Here is a 20,182-nt window from a genome sequence, read left to right as displayed (position 1 = left end):
CCGACGCCTCGTCACCCGGGGCGTAGGGTGCCCGCCGTGGACGAACTGATATTCCGGGGGCGGGACCGCTACCGCCCGTCCTGGTCGCAGCTGGCGATCGTGCTCGTACTGCTGGTCGCCCAGGGGTTCGCGGCCCTGCACGGGCTCGGCACGGTGGGCTTCCTCTGGCTCGCCGGCTGCACGCTGGCGCTCTCCGCCCTGGGCCTGTGGGTCACGGTCCGCAGCTGGAGCCGGGTCGGCCCCGAGGGCATCACCATCTGCTGGGGCTTCGGGCGCGGCCGCACCTACCCCTGGGACCGGATCCGCTGGATCGACGTCCGCACGGTCGACGCCCAGGGCGGCACCACCTCCCAGGTGCGGATGTTCATCGCCAACGGGCGGCGCCGGACCCTGCCCGGGCTGCTGCACAGCGACCTGTACCCGTCCCCGGACTTCGACGAGCAGTTCCACCGGGTCCGCAACTGGTGGGAGCTGAACACCGAGGCCTCGGCCCGGGTCGAGCCCGGGCGGCGGTTCCGGGACCGGATCACCGTGACCGTGGCCGCCGTCCTCGCCACCCTGGTCATCGCCGCCGTCGGCGCCGCCGTGATCTTCCTCCGGTAGCCGCGCCGACCGGGCCCTCACCCACCGCGACCGCCCCGATCCGGACGGTTCCCACGGCGTGCCGGACCGCCGTTGGCAGCGGACGGGCGTCCCCTGTGACACTGGAGGCGCTCGAAAACCGAGGTGCGCTCCGCCGCCCCTCCTTGCGAACCTAGAGGGATGCCCGCCGTGAGTTCTCCCGCAGTCCAGTCCGCCGCCGAGCCCGCCCGGAGCGAGGCGCCCGGCATCGGCGAGCTGGCCGCGCGCCTGCCCGAGCTGACCCTGCGCGACCAGGTCCGGATCGGCCGCCGACTGGACGGCGCCCGCCGGGTCCGCAAGGACGAGGCCCGCGCGCAGATCGCCGCCGAGATCGCCTCCGACATCGACAAGGCCGAGCTGCTGGTCGAGCGGCGGCGCGGCGCGGTGCCGGAGATCCGGTACCCCGCCGAGCTCCCGGTCAGCCAGAAGAAGGACGAGATCCTCGCCGCCGTCCGCGACCACCAGGTGGTGATCGTGGCCGGTGAGACCGGCTCCGGCAAGACCACCCAGATCCCCAAGATCTGCCTGGAGCTGGGCCGCGGCGTGCGCGGTCTGATCGGCCACACCCAGCCCCGCCGGATCGCCGCCCGCACGGTGGCCGAGCGGGTCGCCGAGGAGCTGGACAGCCCGCTCGGCGAGGCGGTCGGCTGGAAGGTCAGGTTCACCGACCAGGTCGGCCCGGACACCCTGGTCAAGCTGATGACCGACGGCATCCTGCTCGCCGAGGTCCAGACCGACCGCGAGCTGCGCCAGTACGACACCCTGATCATCGACGAGGCGCACGAGCGCAGCCTCAACATCGACTTCCTGCTCGGCTACCTCAAGCAGCTGCTGCCCCGCCGTCCCGACCTCAAGGTGATCATCACCTCGGCGACCATCGACCCCGAGCGGTTCGCCCGGCACTTCGGGGACGCCCCGATCGTCGAGGTCTCCGGCCGCACCTATCCGGTCGAGGTCCGCTACCGCCCGATCGTGGACGAGGACGAGGACGGCGACACCGACGAGGTCGACCGCGACCGCGACCAGATCCAGGCGATCTGCGACGCCGCCGTGGAGCTCCAGGCCGAGGGGCCGGGCGACATCCTGGTCTTCCTCTCCGGCGAGCGCGAGATCCGGGACACCGCGGACGCCCTCGACAAGCTCAGGCTGAAGCACACCGAGGTCCTGCCGCTCTACGCCCGGCTGAGCTCGGCCGAGCAGCACAAGGTGTTCCAGCGCTCCTCCTCCCGCCGGATCGTGCTGGCCACCAACGTCGCCGAGACCAGCCTCACCGTCCCCGGCATCAAGTACGTGATCGACCCGGGCAGCGCCCGGATCTCCCGGTACAGCCACCGCACCAAGGTCCAGCGGCTGCCGATCGAGGCGATCAGCCAGGCCAGCGCCAACCAGCGCAAGGGCCGCTGCGGCCGCACCTCGGACGGCATCTGCATCCGGCTCTACTCGGAGGAGGACTTCCTCTCCCGCCCGGAGTTCACGGACGCCGAGATCCTGCGCACCAACCTGGCCTCGGTCATCCTCCAGATGACCGCCGCCGGCCTCGGCGACATCGCCGCCTTCCCGTTCCTGGACCCGCCGGACTCGCGCAACATCAAGGACGGCATCAGCCTGCTGCACGAGCTGGGCGCGCTCGACCCGGCCGAGAAGGACCTCCGCAAGCGGCTCACCCCGCTCGGCCGCAAACTGGCCCAGCTCCCGGTGGACCCGCGGATGGCCCGGATGGTGCTGGAGGCGGACCGCAACGGCTGTGTCCGGGACGTCATGGTGATCGCCGCCGCGCTCTCCATCCAGGACCCGCGCGAGCGCCCCGCCGAGAAGCGCCAGGCCGCCGACGAGCGGCACCGCCGGTTCAGCTCCGAGAGCTCCGACTTCCTCGCCTTCCTCGCCATGTGGCGCTACGTGCGCGAGCAGCAGCGCGAGCTCTCCTCCTCCGCGTTCCGCCGGATGTGCAAGGCCGAGTTCCTCAACTACCTGCGGATACGGGAGTGGCAGGACATCTACTCCCAGCTGCGCACGGTCGCCAAGCAGCTCGGCGTCACCATCGAGGAGGCCCACGAGGACGCCGAGCCGGACGCGGACCGGATCCACCAGTCCCTGCTGGCCGGCCTGCTCTCGCACATCGGCCTGTTCGACGTGGAGAAGCGGGAGTACGGCGGCGCCCGGGGCGCCCGGTTCGCGGTGTTCCCCGGCTCCGGCCTGTTCAAGAAGCCGCCGCGCTGGGTGATGTCGGCCGAGCTGGTGGAGACCTCCCGGCTCTGGGCCCGGATCAACGCGAAGATCGAACCCGAGTGGGTCGAGCCGCTGGCCGCGCACCTGGTGAAGCGCAGCTACAGCGAGCCGCACTGGGAGAAGAAGTCCGGGGCCGTCCTGGCGTTCGAGAAGGTCACCCTCTACGGGGTGCCGGTGGTCGCCGCGCGGAAGGTCAACTACGGCCGGATCGACCCGGAGCTCTGCCGCGAGCTGTTCATCCGCAACGCCCTGGTCGAGGGCGACTGGGAGACCCACCACCGCTTCTTCGCGGAGAACCGCAAGCTGCTCGGCGAGGTCGAGGAGCTGGAGAACCGGGCCCGCCGCCGCGACATCATGGTCGACGACCAGACCCTGTTCGAGTTCTACGACGGCCGGCTGCCCGAGGACATCGTCTCCACCCGGCACTTCGACGCCTGGTGGAAGAAGACCCGGCACGAGCAGCCCGACCTGCTCAACTTCGAGAAGTCGATGCTGATCAACGACGCCGCGGGCGGCGTCACCGAGGCCGACTACCCGGACCACTGGGTGCAGGGCAAGCTGCGGTTCGTCCTGACCTACCAGTTCGAGCCGGGCAGCGACGCGGACGGCGTGACCGTCCACATCCCGCTGCCGGTGCTCAACCAGGTCACCGCGGAGGGCTTCGACTGGCAGATCCCGGGCCTGCGCGAGGAGCTGGTGACGGCCTGGATCAAGTCGCTGCCGAAGGCGGTGCGGCGCAACTTCGTCCCCGCCCCGGACTTCGCCCGCGCGGCGCTGCGCGAGCTGAGGAACCACCAGGAGCGCCAGGAGCCGCTGCTGCCGGCCCTGGAGCACATCCTGAAGCGCCTGACGGCGGTCACCGTGCCTCCGGAGGCCTGGGACGAGGAGCGGGTCCCGGAGCACCTCAAGGTGACCTTCCGGGTGGTGGACGGGCGCAAGAAGCTCGCCGAGTCCAAGGACCTGGAGGAGCTGCGGCTGCGGATGAAGCCCAAGCTGAAGGAGACGCTCTCCTCGGCGGCCTCCGGCCGGGGCATCGAGCAGTCCGGGCTGATCGCCTGGCCGACCGGGCTGCCGGTGCTCCAGCGGACCTTCGAGCAGCGTTCCCGGGGCCATTCGCTGCGCGCCTACCCGGCGCTGGTGGACGAGGGCGAGTCGGTGGGCGTGAGGCTGTTCGACACCCCGGAGGCGCAGCAGCGGGCGATGTGGGACGGCACGCGGCGGCTGCTGATGCTGTCGACGACCTCGCCCGCGAAGTCGATCCAGGGCCGGCTGGGCAACCAGGCCAAGCTGGCGCTGTCGTACAACCCGCACGGCTCGGTCCCGGCGCTGTTCGAGGACGTGGTGGCCTGTGCGGCGGACCGGCTGATGGCCCGGGCGGGCGGGCCGGCCTGGGACGAGGCGGCGTTCGCGGCGCTGCGGGACAAGGTGCGGGCGGACCTGTACGACCTCTCGGCGGACACCACGCTGAAGACGGCGACGGCGCTGATCGCCTTCCACAAGGCGACGACCCGGCTGAAGTCGGTGAGCAGCCCGGTGCTGCTGAACGCGGTGAACGACATCCGGCTGCACCTGGCCTCGCTGGTGCACCCGGGCTTCGTGACGGCGACCGGCTGGCAGCGGCTGCCGGACCTCAAGCGCTATCTGCTGGCGGTGGACCGCCGGCTGGAGGCGCTGCCCAACCATCCGCAGCGGGACGCCCAGCAGCTGCTGAAGGTGCAGCAGGTCCAGCAGGCCTACGGGGAGCTGCTGGCGGCGGTGCCGGCCGGGCAGCAGCCCTCGGCGGAGGTGCTGGCGATCCGCTGGATGATCGAGGAGCTGCGGGTCAGCTTCTTCGCCCAGTCGCTGGGCACCCCGTCGCCGGTGTCCGAGAAGCGGATCCTGAAGGCCATGGAGGCGGCCAGGGCCGCGCTCTGACCCCTCGGCCTCCCTCCGGCCCGCCTGAGCTGCGGACGGGCCGGAGGGGGCGCCCGGGAGCCGGTTCGACCTGGGGGCCCCGCATGGGCTACAGTCTGTCTTGTTCGCAGCGCGGCAAGCGAAGCGGACAGATCAGGAAACACTCTGGTCCTGTGGAGCAGTTGGTTAGCTCGCCACCCTGTCAAGGTGGAGGTCGCGGGTTCAAGTCCCGTCAGGATCGCCGTAGCCGAGAGGCCCGGAACCGTTTGGTTCCGGGCCTCTCGCGTTTCACCGGCCCCTCCTCTATCCCGGAGTGGGCCCGGATCACAAGTGAACGCCCGCGTGACGGTCGTCACGTACCCCTTTCGGGAACCGACCGTTCGGGCACCCTTCCCCCAGCCCGCTAATTTAATATGTAAAATTGTACTGTTATTCACAGTAAATCCCCCCCACCTCCCCACCATCGAATCGTTATCCGGAGTTCAACATTCCGGTGGATCGCGCGAGTACGACAGTCGATCCGGCGACCGGTGCGGCCGGTTCGACAGAGCTGTAGAAGAAGTGCGCGGGCACAGAAAAAGGGGCTGCTTACCGGACCCGGCGGAGTCCGGTAAGCAGCCCCTTTCGAAGAGCCTTGAGCGAGGCTCTGTCAGGCCTCGGTTCGCTGGGCCGGAATACCGGCCAGCAGGGCGCGCACCTCCGCCTCACGGTATCGGCGGTGCCCGCCCAGCGTGCGGATGGACGTGAGCTTGCCGGCCTTGGCCCAGCGCGTCACGGTCTTGGGATCCACACGGAACATGGTGGCGACCTCTGCCGGCGTCAGCAGAGGTTCGGCATCGGGGGTACGAGCGGTCATGAGCGGCCTCCTCGGGAGAACCGAACCAGGGCGGTTCTATCCTTCAAATTCTGCACCTTGGCCCGCGATGCCCGAAATGGCATAGACGGGCCGAGTCGGTTATAGGACGAACGGCTTGTCCTGGTGTCTACAACTACACCATCCGTCCAGCCCTATCGACCAAACCGCCAAAATTGACCCCTCACGGGTTCAAGGCCGACGGATGGCGATGGACCACCCCATAACGGGCAGTCACCTTATAGTGACATTCGGTTACGAGAGGACCAGACCCGCCGTTTTCCCGCAAAGCGCACATCGACTCCAGAACCACCCAAAAGTGGGCACGCTCGCGTGAAGTTGGGCTGGTTGTCCCATTTTTGCACATAGGGGTAAGTTCGCGTCAACGGTGAGTAGTGTCACGTTCGGTAGGTATTGACCCGAACCAGGACCTTGGTCATGCGGCTCGGGCCGTAGGACTCTTACAGTCTTACAAGTACCACCGACACCCCCACCGGCCAGCGATGACGCCGCCTCGGCCCGGCCCTCCCACCGGCCCCGGCCGCTCAGTTGGCGTGGCGCAGCGCCAGCACCCGCCGCCAGCGCACGGTCAGCGCCTCGTACGCGCGCAGCGCCTCCGCCGTGTCACCCGCCCGCAGCGCCCGCAGCCCGTCCTCGAGCTCCCCCGCCGAACGGTCCGCCAACAGCCGCTCCGGCCCCAGCAGATGCACCAGCCCCCCGTAGTCCAGTTCCACCAGCGACCGCGGATGGAACTCCTCCAGCCATCGCCCGACCTGCTCCGCCCCCCGCACCAGCTCCCCTTCCGGCACCGCCTCGCGCAGCGCCCGGTACGCCCGGGCCACTCGACGGCGCGCCTGCGCCATGGGCGTCAGATAGAACAGTGACGCCCCGTCCCCCCGTTCCCCTTCCTCACCCTTCTCCCCCCTCTCTGCGGGAACGAAGCATCGATCCTCGTCCCCGAACGGGAGGAACCAGCGCACCGGCACCTCCCAGCGGTTGGTGAGGATCCACGGCCGGGCGTCCGGGTGCTCGGCCCGCCAGCGCTCCCGGTCCGCCTCCGCCACCTCCCGGGTGGCCGGCGGCAGCGCGGTGTCCAGCAGCGCCACCGGCGCCCCCGCCCGCAGCTCCTCCAGCGCCTGCCAGGTGCGCAGCCTGGTCGCCCAGGGGCAGACGTACAGCACCCCGTCCACCAGCCGGACGTAGGCCCGCTCGGCCTCCCGGTCCGGCAGCGCCCGCGGGGTCCGGCCGATCAGCTCGGCCAGTGCCGAGCGCTGCTCCGCGAGGGCCGCCGCGGCCACCGAGCGGCCCGCCTCGGGCGCGTCGGGACCGTGCTCCGCCGCGTAGGCCTGCCAGCGCGCCCGCTCGGGCTCCGGGTAGGCGGCCAGCGGCTCGTAGACCCGCAGGTGCGCGGCGTAGGGCGGCAGCACGGAGGTACGGACGACGGTCACGTCCTGCATCGTCCCACGCACCCCCCGCCGCCCGGGAGCAGTCGGTCGGACCGGTCCGGTGACGGCCCGTTCGCGGACGCACCCGAAGTGCGCGAACGGGCTGATGGCGGCCCTGCCGTCCCAGCATCCGGACAGTGGTACCGAGCTTCGCCAAGGGGGCGGACCGGCGGGGCCCGCGCGACTACGCTTCGCCTTAGGCGCCCGCACCACCGCAGCGGGCCTCGAATACTGGAGTCACCACAGTGACCGACGTACAGACCGCCGCCACCACGCACTCCGCACCCGGCGTGCTCGGCAGGATCTTCGGCAACTCCCAGGACGGCGCCACCGGCGACGGCCACGAGCAGGTCGTGCTCTGCCACGACCGCTCCTCCGGACTGAAGGCGATCATCGCCATCCACTCCACCGCCCTCGGCCCGGCCCTCGGCGGGACCCGGTTCTTCCCGTACGCCTCCGAGGAGGCGGCGCTGGAGGACGCGCTCAACCTGTCCCGCGGCATGTCCTACAAGAACGCGCTCGCCGGCCTCGACCTCGGCGGCGGCAAGGCCGTCATCATCGGCGACCCGAACAAGGTCAAGAACGAGGCGATGCTCCGCGCCTACGGCCGCTTCGTCGAGTCGCTGCGCGGCCGCTACATCACCGCCTGCGACGTGGGCACCTACGTCCAGGACATGGACGTCGTGGCGCGCGAGACCGAGTTCGTGACCGGCCGCTCGCCCGAGAACGGCGGCGCCGGGGACTCCTCCATCCTGACCGCCTTCGGCGTCTTCCAGGGCATGCGCGCCTCCGCCCAGGCCCGCTGGGGCCAGCCGACCCTGCGCGGCAAGCGCGTGGGCGTCGCCGGCGTCGGCAAGGTCGGCCACTACCTCGTCGGCCACCTGGTCGCGGACGGCGCCGTCGTGGTCGTCACCGACCCCTTCGAGGCCGCCGTCAACCGAGTGCGGGCGGCCCACCCGGAGGTGGAGGTCGTCGCCGACACCGCCGCGCTGCTCCAGGCCAAGCTGGACGTCTACGCCCCCTGCGCGCTCGGTGGCGCCCTGACCGACGACACCGTGGCCGCGCTGGGCGAGTTCGGCACCTCGGTCGTCTGCGGCGCCGCGAACAACCAGCTGGCCCACCCGGGCGTCGAGAAGGACCTCGCCGACCGCGGCCTGCTCTACGCCCCGGACTACCTGGTGAACTCCGGCGGTGTCATCCAGGTCGCCGACGAGATCGACGGCTTCAACTTCGAGCGCGCCAAGAACAAGGCGACGAAGATCTTCGACACCACCCTGGAGATCTTCACCCGGGCCGCCGCCGACGGCGTGCCGCCGGCCGTCGCGGCCGACCGTCTCGCGGAGAAGCGGATGCGCGAGATCAGCGCGCTGCGCTCGGTGCTGCTGCCGGCCGCCCGCCGGGGCTGATCCGGATCGGTGTGCGCGGGGGACGGCCGGGTGCCGTCCCCCGCGCATCACAATGTGGAACCGGATTCTCGATTCTGCCTCCGATCGGGTGATCCGAAGCCCCCCTAGGGGGGATAATCGATCCGGGAACAACGGACCCGAGACACCTCCGGACAGCGTGCAGAAAGCCGCAAAACCTCCCCTGACCTGGGACGACCTGGTCGCGGGTGCGGCCGGTGCGCGCCACGTCACACTGACGACGTACCGTCCAGCGGCAGAAACAGGTACCGTTAATGCTCCAAGGGACGGTCCTCCCCATTCGGGCAGGCCGCTCTTGATCATGAACACGTGTCAGACTCGGGGCCGTGAGCCCCATCGTTGAGGGGGTCGACCCATGGGGCGCGGCCGGGCCAAGGCCAAGCAGACGAAGGTCGCCCGCGAGCTGAAGTACAACAGCGGCGGGTTCGACGCCAATCGTCTCTCCAGCGAGCTGGGCGTATCGCCCTCCACCTCCCCGATCGAGCCGGAGCCGATCGAGGAGGACGAGGAGGACGACGATCCCTACGCGGAGTACGCGGCTCGTTACGCCGATGACGACGAGGACGACGACGCCGAGTCGGGTACCGGGCCCTCCCAGGCCCGCCGTCGCGCGTAGTCTCCCAGTCTGACCGGACCGGCCAGGTGCCCAGTGCGCCAGGCCGGTCTTTCGGCGTTCCCGCACCCTCCCGGGCGGCCCCGCGGCCGCCTTCGGGGCGACCTGCCCGGAGCCGGTGGTCCGGCCCGGCAGCCCGCGCGGAGGCCCCTCCCGAGGACACTGCCCCAAGCCCCGCCCGAGGACCCTGCGCGAAGGCCCCGCCGGCCGACTGCCGACGGGGCCTCCCCGCGTTCACGTGCCCCGTGCTCAGCCGGCCACGAAGCCCTCGTAGGCGTTGTAGAGGGCCGCGCCGTCCGTGTGCTCGGCGGTGCGGTCGACGATGTCGCCCAGCACCCAGGACTCCACGCCGCGGTCCTCCAGGACCGACAGCACGGTGTCCACCGAGTGCGCCGGGACGACCGCGACCATGCCGACGCCCATGTTGAGCGTCTTCTCGATCTCCAGGGTGGCCACCTTGCCGACCTCGGCGACGGTCCGGAAGACCGGCAGCGGGGTCCAGGTGCCGCGGTCCAGGCGGGCGTGCAGCCCGGCCGGGATCACCCGGGCCAGGTTGGCCGCCAGGCCGCCACCGGTGACGTGCGAGAAGGCGTGCACCTCGGCAGCCCGGATCAGCGCCAGGCAGTCCAGCGAGTAGATCCGGGTCGGCTCCAGCAGCTCCTCGCCGAGGGTGCGGCCGAACTCCTCGACCTTGCGGTCGAGCTTCCAGCCGGCCTGGTTCAGCAGCACGTGGCGGACCAGCGAGTAGCCGTTGGAGTGCAGGCCGGAGGCGGCCATCGCGATGACCACGTCACCGGCCCGGACGCGCTCGGCGCCCAGCAGCGCGTCCGCCTCGACCACACCGGTGCCGGCGCCCGCGACGTCGTACTCGTCCGGCCCGAGCAGGCCCGGGTGCTCGGCGGTCTCGCCGCCGACCAGGGCGCAGCCGGCCAGGGCGCAGCCCTCGGCGATGCCCTTGACGATCGCGGCGACCCGCTCCGGGACGACCTTGCCGACGCAGATGTAGTCGGTCATGAACAGCGGCTCGGCGCCGCAGACCACGATGTCGTCGACGACCATGCCGACCAGGTCGTGGCCGATCGTGTCGTGCTTGTCCATGGCGGCCGCGATGGCCACCTTGGTCCCCACCCCGTCGGTCGCCGAGGCCAGCAGCGGCCGCTCGTAGTTCTTGAAGGCGGAGACGTCGAAGAGGCCGGCGAAGCCGCCGAGACCGCCGACGACCTCGGGGCGGTTGGCCTTCTTCACCCACTGCTTCATGAGCTCGACGGCGCGGTCGCCCGCCTCGATGTCGACGCCGGCGGCGGCGTAGGTGGCACCGTTCTGGTCGGTAGTCACTGCTGTGCGGCCCTTTCGGGTCTGTGGTGGGGGACGGAACAGCGGTGGGGTCCCGGATCGCGGGACCCCACCGAGGGTTCTTACGGGCGGCGCAGCGCGTCGGCCGCGCCCGCCCCGCCGAGCAGCGACTGGACGCCGTCCAGGTCGCTGCCGCTGGTCGGCTTGCCGCGGACCGCGGGGGCCTGCTGGCCGCCCTTGATCTCGGCCTCCAGCAGGAGCTTGCCGAGCAGCGCCGGGTCGGGCAGCTCCATCGGGTACTCGCCGTCGAAGCAGGCCCGGCAGAGCCGGTCCTTCGGCTGCTTGGTGGCCTCGATCATGCCGTCGATCGAGATGTACGAGAGCGAGTCCGCGCCGAGGGTGCGGCCGATCTCCTCGATGGTCATGCCGTTGGCGATCAGCTCCGCGCGGGTCGCGAAGTCGATGCCGAAGAAGCACGGCCACTTGACCGGCGGGGAGGAGATCCGGATGTGGACCTCGGCCGCGCCCGCCTCGCGGAGCATCTTCACCAGCGCGCGCTGGGTGTTGCCGCGGACGATCGAGTCGTCCACGACGACCAGGCGCTTGCCCTGGATGACCTCGCGCAGCGGGTTCAGCTTGAGCCGGATGCCGAGCTGGCGGATGGTCTGGCTGGGCTGGATGAAGGTGCGGCCGACATAGGCGTTCTTCACCAGGCCGGAGCCGTAGGGGATCCCGCTGGCCTCGGCGTAGCCGATCGCGGCCGGGGTGCCGGACTCGGGCGTCGCTATCACCAGGTCGGCCTCGACCGGGGCCTCCTTGGCCAGGCGACGGCCCATCTCCACGCGGGAGAGGTGCACGTTGCGGCCGGCGATGGAGGTGTCGGGGCGGGCGAGGTAGACGTACTCGAAGACGCAGCCCTTGGGCTTGGCCTCGGCGAACCGGGAGGTCCGCATGCCGTTCTCGTCGATGGCGATGAGCTCGCCGGGCTCGACCTCGCGGATGAAGGAGGCGCCGCAGATGTCCAGCGCCGCCGTCTCGGAGGCGACGACCCAGCCGCGCTCCAGCCGGCCCAGGACCAGCGGGCGGATGCCCTGCGGGTCGCGGGCGGCGTAGAGCGTGTTCTCGTCCATGAAGACGAGCGAGAACGCGCCCTTGACCTTGGGCAGGACGACCTTGGCCGTCTCCTCGATGGAGAGGTCCGGGTGGCCGGCGAGCAGCGCGGTCACCAGGTCGGTGTCGTTGGTCGCGGCCGAGCGCCCGGAGCGGGAGACGTGCTCCTCGCCGGGGAGTTCGGCGACCATGGCCGCCAGTTCGGCGGTGTTCACCAGGTTTCCGTTGTGCCCGAGGGCCAGCGAACCGTGGACGGTCGCCCGGAAGGTCGGCTGGGCGTTCTCCCAGACCGAGGAACCGGTGGTCGAGTAGCGGGCGTGTCCGACGGCGATATGCCCGTGCAACGACCCCAGGGAGGCCTCGTCGAAGACCTGGGAGACAAGTCCCATGTCCTTGAAGACGAGAATCTGGGAGCCATTGCTCACTGCGATGCCCGCGGATTCCTGACCGCGGTGCTGCAGGGCGTAAAGGCCGAAGAACGTGAGCTTGGCGACCTCCTCGCCGGGAGCCCAGACACCGAAGACGCCGCAAGCGTCCTGGGGGCCTTTCTCACCGGGAAGAAGATCGTGGTTGAGTCTTCCGTCACCACGTGGCACGCCTTCGAGTCTAGGACAGTCGGCCCGGCCTTCCGGACCCCGGGCGGCCGCTGTCGCGCGGGCCGCTCCGGGTAACGCGCGTAGACAAAACCCCTTACCGGGCCCGGATTTCGGCGCACCCGAATTCGGCGGCGTCGCGCTTGCCCTTGCGGTTCGCGCCCGTTGGCGTGTTCCGCGGGCGGCGGGCGCTTCGCCCGGCGTTGGTCCGCCGTTCGCCCAACGTGAGCCTGCTCACCCGGCGCCGCGCGCCGCACGGACGGCCCAGGGGCGGGGCGGGGGTGACTCAGGGCCAGCTACGGGGTGTCCTGGGTGACGGGCAGCAGCAGGCCCCAGCACCCGGCGTGGACCGTCCAGGTGCGGGCCCGCACCGGGCCGACCGCGCGGCCGTCCGCCTCGTAGCCGAAGCCCCGGCCCGCCACCGAGATGCTGGCCGCCCGGGCGCGCAGCAGGGCACCCGGCGCGCGGACCACGATCTCCATCACGCCCTCGCCCGCGGCCGCGCCGGAGGGCAGGGTCACCTGGACCACCCGGACCGGCCGGTGGACGTCGGCGAGCAGCCGGCCGTCGGCCTCGACCCGCAGCCGGGCGCTGTGCTCGCCGCGGGCCGGCTCGATCCGCTCCGCCCGGCCGGAGGGCCCGCCCCGGCCCGTCCGGGTGCTCCCGCCGGCCCCACCCGTGTCCTCCGGCCCCGTGCGCACCCCGGTCGGCTCCGGGGTGAGTGCGGTCGCCTGCTCGGCCGCAGCCAGTTTCGCCCATAGCGAACGCCACCCGCCCGGACGGCCCACCGCACGCCGCGTCCCGCCGCCCGAGATCCGCACCCCGCCGAGCGCCACCCCGCCGCCGTCGTCGACCAGCAGGTCCAGCTTCCGGGCCGTCCCGGTCAGCACCGCGCGCGCCGCCGCGACCGGCGCGACCGGCACCCCGAGCGCCCGGGCCGCCGCCAGCTCCTCCGGCCGGCCGACCGGGACCAGGCCCACCGGGTCGGCGCCCAGCTCGCGTTGGCGGTACAGCGCCTGGAGCACCCGCTGCAGCGCGAGGTCGGAACCGATCACCACCGGTCGCCTCCGACCCCGGTGCGAAAGCACCCGATCGAGCTCGGAAGGCGTCTCCGGACAGGCCACCTTGACGTCCGTCCCACCGGAGAGAACGTCCTTCGCGATCCGCACCGACTCCCCGTCGGACTGCCGGGCCGCCGGGTCGAGGAGCAGGAGAAGCGGCTCCGGGCCGCCGGTTGCGGGCGTGGACAGGGACGACACAACCGGTCCTTCCTCAGGTAATCTCTCGGTGCAAGAGCCCCTTGCGCTATTGCGCCAGGGGCTTCGTCTATCTCGGGGCAGACTGCGGCCTACGCAGGATGCCCCAACCGGAAGGGGTGTACGCCTGTGCCGGCACTCGTGCTCGTTGGCGCTCAGTGGGGAGACGAGGGCAAGGGGAAGGCGACCGACCTCCTCGGCGGCTCCGTCGACTACGTCGTTCGCTACCAGGGCGGCAACAACGCCGGTCACACGGTGGTCATCGGCGACCAGAAGTACGCGCTGCACCTCCTGCCTTCCGGCATCCTCAGCCCGAACGTCACGCCGGTCATCGGCAACGGCGTCGTGATCGACCCGGGCGTGCTGCTCTCCGAGCTCAGCGGGCTCGACGAGCGCGGCATCGACACCTCCAAGCTGCTGATCTCGGGCAACGCCCACCTGATCACGCCGTACCACCGCACCCTGGACAAGGTCACCGAGCGCTTCCTCGGCAAGCGCCGGATCGGCACCACCGGCCGCGGCATCGGCCCGACCTACGCGGACAAGATCAACCGCGTCGGCATCCGGGTGCAGGACCTCTTCGACGAGTCGATCCTGATCCAGAAGGTCGAAGCGGCGCTGCACGACAAGAACCAGCTGCTGGTCAAGCTCTACAACCGCCGCGCCATCCCGGCCGACCTGGTGGTCCAGGAGTACCTCGGCTACGCCGAGAAGCTCCGCCCGTTCCTGGCCGACACCACGCTCGTCCTGGACGAGGCGCTGAAGGCGAACAAGGTCGTCCTGCTGGAGGGCGGCCAGGGCACCCTGCTGGACGTCGACCACGGCACGTACCCGTTCGTCACCTCGTCGAACCCGACCGCCGGCGGTGCCTGCACCGGTGCCGGCATCGGCCCGACGAAGATCGACCGGGTCATCGGCATCCTGAAGGCGTACACCACCCGCGTCGGCTCGGGCCCGTTCCCGACCGAGCTGCTCGACGCGGACGGCGAGGCGCTGCGCCGGATCGGCGGCGAGCGCGGTGTCACCACCGGCCGTGACCGCCGCTGCGGCTGGTTCGACGCGGTGATCGCCCGCTACGCGACCCGGGTCAACGGCCTCACCGACTTCTTCCTCACCAAGCTGGACGTGCTGACCGGCTGGGAGCAGATCCCGGTCTGCGTCGCGTACGAGATCGACGGCAAGCGCGTCGAGGAGCTGCCGTACAACCAGTCGGACTTCCACCACGCGAAGCCGATCTACGAGAACCTCCCCGGCTGGACCGAGGACATCAGCGGGGCGAAGACCTTCGCCGAGCTGCCGAAGAACGCCCAGGCGTACGTGAAGGCGCTGGAGGAGATGTCGGGCGCCCCGATCTCCGCCATCGGCGTCGGCCCGGGCCGGTACGAGACGATCCAGATCAACTCGTTCGTCTAGGCCTCACGGCTTTCGCGACAGGGCCCCGCAGGTTCTCCTGCGGGGCCCTGCCCTTGATCTCGGATGTTTGCACTAAGGCAATACTTCATTGCATCTAGTGCAGTCACGCGTTACCTTTCGATCATGACCGCGAAGCTTCCCTCCCCCACCACCCTCACCGGCCGCCACGTCCGACTGGAGCCGCTGGACCGCCGCCACCTGTCCGACCTGTGGGCCGCCGTCGGCCCCGACCCCGAGGTGTGGCGCTGGGTCCCGTTCAGCGCGCCCACGTCGGAGGAGGAGCTGGGCGCGATGCTGGACGTCCGCCTCGGCGAGGTGGCGGCCGGGGAGGCCGTGAAGTTCGCCGTGATCGAGCTCGCGAGCGGGCGGGCCGTCGGCGTGACCGGCTACTACGCGTTCCACGCGGAGGACGAGCTCGTCGAGATCGGCGGCACCTGGTACGCGCGGTCCGTGTGGCGCACCGCCGTCAATACCGAGTCGAAGCTGCTGCTGCTCACCCACGCCTTCGACGACCTGGGCATGGGCCGGGTGTTCTGGAAGACCGACGCACTCAACGACCGCTCGCGCAACGCGATCCAGCGGCTGGGCGCGCAGTTCGAGGGCGTCCACCGGCGCGAGAAGCGGCGCGCCACCGGCGTGTGGCGGGACACCGCGTACTTCTCGATGCTGCGCGAGGAGTGGCCGGCCGCGAAGGGCCGGCTGGAGCAGCGGCTCACCGCGGGCTGAGCGCTAGGGTGCGTCCTCCCGCGGCGCCAAGTCCCCGCCGCCGGTGCGTCGTTCCCTCGGCTGACGGGTCGCGATGATCTGCGCCACCACCCCGACGAAGACCACCGACACCAACAGTCCCGTCAGCAACACCACGGCCATCAGCGATCGACCGCCGCCACGGCCCAGACCGCCTTGCCGCACACCCCGATGAGTTCCACACCCCAGTCATCGGCCAAAGCGGCGACGAGGTCAAGCCCCCGCCCACACGTTCGAGCCACATCCGGCTCGGGTCTTGCGGGCGCGGTGGTCGATCCGTCGGCGACGGCGATGTAGAGCTGCCCGCACCGGAGTTCGAGCGCGACGCTGGGTGCCCCGTCGCCGTGGAGCAGGGCGTTCGCGAGGAGTTCGGAGAGGATCAGGCACGGCCCGTCCGGATCGGCGCCGGTGGCCGTCAGCATGTCCCGCAACAGCCGCCGCACCACCCCCACCGTTTCGAGGCTTGCGGGCGGGAAGAGATCGACCCGAAATTCACGGTCGGGGTCGGCGTCGAGAGGGCGCAGGAGTGGAAGCAACATCGACTGTCTCCAGTCCAGTTGAGGGATGAGGTCGGCTACCCGCGCAGACCCACCACCCATGGCTTCGAGCCTCCTGGCGGGGCGTCAGGCTGCCCTGTGCCGCTGACACTAGGGTTAATGGGGCAATTGTTGCTACTACTCCTGGAGCACATCACCCGATCGAGCTACTCTGTGGACCCGCTGTCCACGGCGCGGCAAACTGCACCGAAAGCACCCACCGAGGAGGGGCACGCATGCCACCACGCCTGTCGCCCAGCGTGCGCCAGCAGCGCCTCGGCTCGGAACTGCGCCGGCTGCGCGAACACGCGGGCCTGACCACCAAGGCCATGGCGGCGGAGCTGGGCACCGACGTCCCCAAGATCTCCCAGATGGAGAACGGGAAATCGGGCATCAGCGCCGACCGCCTCCGCTCCTGGGCGTCGGCCTGCAAGTGCGCCAACCCCTCCCTCATCGAGGCCCTGACCCTGATGACACAGGACCGCGGAAAGCACTGGTGGCACCACTTCCGCGGCCGGCTCCCCGCCGGAATGCTCGACATCGCCGAGCTCGAGCACCACGCCGAATCACTGCTCGTCCTGAACACGACCTCGGTCCCGGGCCTGCTCCAGACCAGTCGCTACGCCGCCGCGATGTTCGCCCGCCTGCGCCCGCCACTGCCGCGCCACGACGCCGACGTACGGACCGCCTTCCGCACCGAACGCCAACAAGTCCTTTCAGCGGGGCGGCCGTTCACGGCGTTCATACACGAAGCCGCGCTACGGATGCAGTTCGGCGGCCCCGCGGTCCTCCGGGAACAGCTCGCCAGCCTGCTCGACGATGCCGAGCGCCCCGGCGTCACCATCCGCGCGATCCCCTTCAGCGTCGACACCTATCCCGGCTCTGGCGAGGACCTCTTCCTCGCCCGGGGACCGGTTCCCGAGCTGGACACCGTTCAGATCGACCTGACCCAGGGGCCGCAGTTCATCGACTCCGAAGCGGACCTGGCGGCCTACCGTGCCATGGTCGCCGAGTCCGACTCCCTCGCCCTCGACCCCGAGGAGTCCAGCGACTTCATCCGGCGCATCATGACGGACCTGAAAGGCTAGTTACCCCGATGACCGACTGGCAGAAGTCCTCGATAAGCGGCAACAGCAACCAGTGCGTCGAAGTACGCACCGCCGGCGGCCACATCGAGATCCGCGAGTCCGACGCCCCCGAATCGATCGTCACCACCACCCCCACCAAGTTCGCGCTCTGGCTCGAAGGCGTCAAGCGCGGCGAGTTCGACCACTTCACCCACGCCTGACCCCACCGGCCGACCCCGAAGGGACCCACCCCCATGGACACCACCTGGCAGAAGGCCGCCCCCGGCGGCGAGGGCGAGGACGCCCTCGAAATCCGCACCGTCAACGGCATGGTCGAACTCCGCGACCCCAAGAACGACGCCATCATCGTCCGCACCACCCCCCGCAAATGGGCCGCCTTCGTCCTCGGCGTGAAGGCCGGCGAGTTCGACCACTTCGTCGCCTAGCAACCCCCTCCTCCCGTTGCCCCCTCGCGCCGCGCGAGGGGGCAACGGCCGCGCAGGAAGTCGGCCCGTCCGACTTCCCCGTGCGGGCGGGGGTGCTTGGGCCCCGAAGAAAATGGGAGCGAAGGGGTGGGGGCGGCTTGGATAGGATTGCGCAGCCCACAGTGGAACGTCGCTCTGGCCGGCCGACCGGGAGTCGGCGACTGTGCCCGGATCCCGCCGCCTGCCCAGAGCCTGCGCCTGTCACGGCACTCCGGGACAGGGGTGCGTGCGGGAGAAATCGGAGCATCCGAGGATGGCTCGGCACCTGATCACCAGCGCCCTTCCGTACATCAACGGGATCAAGCACCTGGGCAACATGGTCGGGTCCATGCTGCCTGCGGACGTCTACTCGCGGTACCTGCGGCAGCGCGGCCACGACGTTCTCTACATCTGCGCGACCGACGAGCACGGCACGCCGGCCGAGCTGGCCGCGCAGGAGACCGGGCTGCCGGTGGCCGAGTTCTGCGCGCGGGCGCACGAGCAGCAGAAGGCGGTGTACGACGGCTTCCGGCTGTCGTTCGACCACTTCGGCCGCAGCTCCTCGCCGCAGAACCGGGAGATCACCCAGGAGATCGCGCGCGAGCTGCACGCCAACGGCTTCATCGAGGAGCGGGCGATCCGCCAGGTGTACTCCAACACCGACGGCCGCTTCCTGCCGGACCGCTACATCGTCGGCACCTGCCCGCACTGCGGCTACGACAAGGCGCGCGGCGACCAGTGCGAGAACTGCACCCGGGTGCTCGACCCCACCGACCTGCTGGAGCCGCGTTCGGCGATCAGCGGCAGCGCCGACCTGGAGGTGCGGGAGACCACGCACCTGTTCCTGCTCCAGTCGAAGCTGACCGGGCAGGTGGAGGACTGGGTCGCCGCGCACGCCGACGAGTGGCCGGTGCTCGCCTCCTCGATCGCCCGCAAGTGGCTGACCGAGGGCCTCCAGGACCGGGCGATCACCCGCGACCTGGAGTGGGGCGTGCCGGTGCCGGCCGATGTGTGGCCGGAGCTGGCGGCCTCGGGCAAGGTCTTCTACGTCTGGTTCGATGCCCCGATCGAGTACATCGGCGCGACCAAGGAGTGGTCGGACGCGGCTCCGGCCGGCGAGCTGCGGGACTGGAAGTCCTGGTGGTACGAGGCCGACGAGACCGTCCGCTACACCGAGTTCATGGCCAAGGACAACGTCCCGTTCCACACCGTGATGTTCCCGGCGACGATCCTCGGCTCGCGCCGCCCCTGGAAGAAGGTCGACTACGTCAAGGCCTTCAACTGGCTGACGTACTACGGCGGGAAGTTCTCCACCAGCCAGAAGCAGGGCATCTTCACGGACGTCGCGCTGGAGCTGCTGCCCGCCGACTACTGGCGCTACTTCCTGATGGCACACGCGCCCGAGTCGGACGACTCCAGCTTCACCTGGGACCTCTTCGCCTCCGTGGTCAACAAGGACCTCGCCGACACTCTCGGCAACTTCGTCAACCGGGTGCTGACGTTCAGCCGCAAGCGGTTCGGCGACGAGGTGCCCGCCGGGCACGCGGCGGGCGAGGCCGAGGAGCGGCTGGGCGCGCAGATCGCGGAGCTGCTGGCCGACTACGAGACCCAGCTTGAGGCGCTCAACTTCCGTAAGGCGACGCAGAGTCTGCGCACGCTGTGGAGCGCGGGCAACGCCTACCTGGACGAGAAGGCGCCCTGGCTCCAGGTGAAGACCGACCCGGAGGCGGCGGCGCTGACGCTGCGCACGGCGATGAACCTGATCCACCTGTACGCGGTGGTCTCCGAGCCGTTCGTCCCGACGGCGGCACAGGCGATGCGCGAGGCGTTCGCACTGCCGGCCGACGCTCCGGCGCGCACTCTCGACTGGGTGGACGCGGCCGGGGCCCGGGCGCTGGACGCGGTGCCGGCGGGGACGCCGTTCACGGTGCCGCCGGTGCTGTTCGCGAAGATCACGGACGAGGACCTGGCCGCCTGGTCCGCCCGCTTCGGCGGCGGGGAGTAAGCACGGAACAGTAGCGCAGGGCACGACCGCTCGGCCGTCCCTCCCGTTCGCGGGGGAGGCGGCCGAGCCGCGTTTCCGGGACGGCGGAGCGGCGGCGGAGCGGCGGCGGGGGCCGGCCTCGGCCCGGGCTCAGCCCAGCGCGCCGCGCGCCGCACCGAGCAGCGGAGCCAGTTCGGGGGCACCGACGGCGGCCTCGTCGAGGGCGCCGGTGAGGGCCTCCTCGTAGGTGGCGCGGGCCTCCCGGTGGCGGGTCCGGCCGGCGTCGGTGAGCACGGTGTAGACGCCGCGCTTGTCGTCCGGGCAGAGGTCCCGGTAGGTGAAGTCGGCGGCACCGAGGCGGGCGACCAGCCGGGTCACGGAGCTCTGGTTGAGGCCGAGGCCGGTGGCGAGCTCCTGCATCCGCAGCTCGGACTTGGGCGCCTCGGCGAGCAGGCCGAGGGCCCGGTACTCGGAGAGCCCGAGGCCGTGCCGCCGCTGCAGGACGGTGGCGAGCCGGCCCTCGACCTGGGCGTGCAGCGCGGTGAGCCGGTTCCACATCCGGGCGTCGGCCGCGCCGTCGGGAGCCTCGGACGGGGTGACCTCGGGGCCGGGGCCGGGGTCGGACGGGGTGGTGGGCACGGGGGTCC

Annotated in this window: 17 protein-coding genes and 1 tRNA gene; 11 read left to right on the top strand and 7 right to left on the bottom strand. The window is 71.0% G+C overall.

Features of this window, described 5'->3' with window-relative positions; translation table 11 throughout:
* Positions 1–36 precede the first annotated feature (36 nt).
* The 3 genes from BI06_RS10325 to BI06_RS10315 all read left to right on the top strand — a co-directional run bounded on the left by BI06_RS10325 (position 37) and on the right by BI06_RS10315 (position 4,981).
* Positions 37–603 (top strand): hypothetical protein, encoded by a 567-nt coding sequence (locus BI06_RS10325; protein WP_030392258.1) that lies wholly within the window; start codon positions 37–39, stop codon positions 601–603.
* A gap of 168 nt (positions 604–771) precedes the next feature.
* On the top strand, positions 772–4,761 hold the full coding sequence (gene hrpA, locus BI06_RS10320; RefSeq protein ID WP_369826083.1) for an ATP-dependent RNA helicase HrpA: 3,990 nt from the start codon (positions 772–774) through the stop codon (positions 4,759–4,761).
* Positions 4,762–4,907: 146 nt separating this feature from the next.
* Positions 4,908–4,981: transfer RNA gene (locus tag BI06_RS10315), tRNA-Asp, on the top strand.
* 408 nt (positions 4,982–5,389) lie between these two features.
* On the opposite strand, the gene bldC is transcribed toward BI06_RS10315, so the two are convergent.
* Positions 5,390–5,596: a developmental transcriptional regulator BldC gene (gene bldC / locus BI06_RS10310; protein WP_014137253.1), complete on the bottom strand. Its 207-nt coding sequence runs from the start codon at positions 5,594–5,596 to the stop codon at positions 5,390–5,392.
* Between the two features lie 542 nt (positions 5,597–6,138).
* Positions 6,139–7,050: a hypothetical protein gene (locus BI06_RS10305; RefSeq protein ID WP_043467129.1), complete on the bottom strand. Its 912-nt coding sequence runs from the start codon at positions 7,048–7,050 to the stop codon at positions 6,139–6,141.
* Positions 7,051–7,328: 278 nt separating this feature from the next.
* Between BI06_RS10305 and BI06_RS10300 the strand changes: the two genes are divergently transcribed.
* Both BI06_RS10300 and BI06_RS10295 read left to right on the top strand, forming a co-directional pair.
* Positions 7,329–8,444, top strand: coding sequence for a Glu/Leu/Phe/Val dehydrogenase dimerization domain-containing protein (locus tag BI06_RS10300; RefSeq protein WP_233290105.1), 1,116 nt, complete (start codon positions 7,329–7,331; stop codon positions 8,442–8,444).
* Between the two features lie 373 nt (positions 8,445–8,817).
* Positions 8,818–9,078, top strand: a complete 261-nt coding sequence (locus BI06_RS10295; RefSeq protein ID WP_030392262.1) for a DUF3073 domain-containing protein — start codon at positions 8,818–8,820, stop codon at positions 9,076–9,078.
* A gap of 246 nt (positions 9,079–9,324) precedes the next feature.
* On the opposite strand, the gene purM is transcribed toward BI06_RS10295, so the two are convergent.
* From purM to BI06_RS10280, 3 genes are all read right to left on the bottom strand, one after another.
* Positions 9,325–10,410: a phosphoribosylformylglycinamidine cyclo-ligase gene (gene purM / locus BI06_RS10290; protein WP_030392263.1), complete on the bottom strand. Its 1,086-nt coding sequence runs from the start codon at positions 10,408–10,410 to the stop codon at positions 9,325–9,327.
* A gap of 80 nt (positions 10,411–10,490) precedes the next feature.
* Positions 10,491–12,074: an amidophosphoribosyltransferase gene (purF, locus tag BI06_RS10285; protein ID WP_030306023.1), complete on the bottom strand. Its 1,584-nt coding sequence runs from the start codon at positions 12,072–12,074 to the stop codon at positions 10,491–10,493.
* Between the two features lie 293 nt (positions 12,075–12,367).
* Positions 12,368–13,126 (bottom strand): diacylglycerol kinase, encoded by a 759-nt coding sequence (locus BI06_RS10280; protein WP_233290086.1) that lies wholly within the window; start codon positions 13,124–13,126, stop codon positions 12,368–12,370.
* A gap of 330 nt (positions 13,127–13,456) precedes the next feature.
* On the opposite strand from BI06_RS10280, the gene BI06_RS10275 reads away from it, so the two are divergent.
* The gene (locus tag BI06_RS10275) at positions 13,457–14,740 is read left to right on the top strand and encodes an adenylosuccinate synthase (protein WP_030392265.1); all 1,284 of its coding nucleotides are present in this window, start codon (positions 13,457–13,459) and stop codon (positions 14,738–14,740) included.
* Between the two features lie 123 nt (positions 14,741–14,863).
* Positions 14,864–15,466, top strand: coding sequence for a GNAT family N-acetyltransferase (locus tag BI06_RS10270; RefSeq protein WP_043467127.1), 603 nt, complete (start codon positions 14,864–14,866; stop codon positions 15,464–15,466).
* Positions 15,467–15,606: 140 nt separating this feature from the next.
* Here BI06_RS10270 and BI06_RS10265 read toward each other — a convergent pair whose 3' ends face one another.
* Positions 15,607–16,023: an ATP-binding protein gene (locus BI06_RS10265; protein ID WP_149030322.1), complete on the bottom strand. Its 417-nt coding sequence runs from the start codon at positions 16,021–16,023 to the stop codon at positions 15,607–15,609.
* A 233-nt stretch (positions 16,024–16,256) separates the two neighbouring features.
* Between BI06_RS10265 and BI06_RS10260 the strand changes: the two genes are divergently transcribed.
* The 4 genes from BI06_RS10260 (at position 16,257) to metG (ending at position 19,556) form a co-directional block, all read left to right on the top strand.
* The gene (locus BI06_RS10260; RefSeq protein WP_043467125.1) at positions 16,257–17,108 is read left to right on the top strand and encodes a helix-turn-helix transcriptional regulator; all 852 of its coding nucleotides are present in this window, start codon (positions 16,257–16,259) and stop codon (positions 17,106–17,108) included.
* Between the two features lie 8 nt (positions 17,109–17,116).
* Positions 17,117–17,308, top strand: a complete 192-nt coding sequence (locus BI06_RS10255) for a DUF397 domain-containing protein (RefSeq protein ID WP_043467123.1) — start codon at positions 17,117–17,119, stop codon at positions 17,306–17,308.
* 33 nt (positions 17,309–17,341) lie between these two features.
* Positions 17,342–17,533: a DUF397 domain-containing protein gene (locus BI06_RS10250; RefSeq protein WP_030392270.1), complete on the top strand. Its 192-nt coding sequence runs from the start codon at positions 17,342–17,344 to the stop codon at positions 17,531–17,533.
* Positions 17,534–17,825: 292 nt separating this feature from the next.
* Positions 17,826–19,556 carry a methionine--tRNA ligase gene (metG, locus tag BI06_RS10245; RefSeq protein ID WP_043467120.1) on the top strand — a complete coding sequence of 577 codons (1,731 nt, stop codon included), beginning with the start codon at positions 17,826–17,828 and terminating at the stop codon, positions 19,554–19,556.
* Between the two features lie 129 nt (positions 19,557–19,685).
* On the opposite strand, the gene BI06_RS10240 is transcribed toward metG, so the two are convergent.
* On the bottom strand, positions 19,686–20,174 hold the full coding sequence (locus BI06_RS10240) for a MarR family transcriptional regulator (RefSeq protein WP_341845476.1): 489 nt from the start codon (positions 20,172–20,174) through the stop codon (positions 19,686–19,688).
* Positions 20,175–20,182 lie beyond the last annotated feature (8 nt).

Source organism: Kitasatospora sp. MBT66 (assembly GCF_000710405.2).
GTDB classification, from domain to species: Bacteria; Actinomycetota; Actinomycetes; order Streptomycetales; family Streptomycetaceae; genus Kitasatospora; species Kitasatospora purpeofusca.
The sequence above is the reverse complement of the archived record's forward strand: the minus strand, read 5'-3'. Positions and strand labels throughout refer to the sequence as shown.

Excerpts from the sequence above, each read along its gene's own strand:
- bldC (WP_014137253.1), bottom strand. The coding sequence starts at position 5,596 with ATGACCGCTCGTACCCCCGATGCCGAACCTCTGCTGACGCCGGCAGAG.
- BI06_RS10305 (WP_043467129.1), bottom strand. The coding sequence starts at position 7,050 with ATGCAGGACGTGACCGTCGTCCGTACCTCCGTGCTGCCGCCCTACGCC.
- BI06_RS10295 (WP_030392262.1), top strand. The coding sequence starts at position 8,818 with ATGGGGCGCGGCCGGGCCAAGGCCAAGCAGACGAAGGTCGCCCGCGAG.
- BI06_RS10270 (WP_043467127.1), top strand. The coding sequence starts at position 14,864 with ATGACCGCGAAGCTTCCCTCCCCCACCACCCTCACCGGCCGCCACGTC.
- BI06_RS10265 (WP_149030322.1), bottom strand. The coding sequence starts at position 16,023 with ATGTTGCTTCCACTCCTGCGCCCTCTCGACGCCGACCCCGACCGTGAA.
- BI06_RS10260 (WP_043467125.1), top strand. The coding sequence starts at position 16,257 with ATGCCACCACGCCTGTCGCCCAGCGTGCGCCAGCAGCGCCTCGGCTCG.
- BI06_RS10255 (WP_043467123.1), top strand. The coding sequence starts at position 17,117 with ATGACCGACTGGCAGAAGTCCTCGATAAGCGGCAACAGCAACCAGTGC.
- BI06_RS10250 (WP_030392270.1), top strand. The coding sequence starts at position 17,342 with ATGGACACCACCTGGCAGAAGGCCGCCCCCGGCGGCGAGGGCGAGGAC.
- metG (WP_043467120.1), top strand. The coding sequence starts at position 17,826 with ATGGCTCGGCACCTGATCACCAGCGCCCTTCCGTACATCAACGGGATC.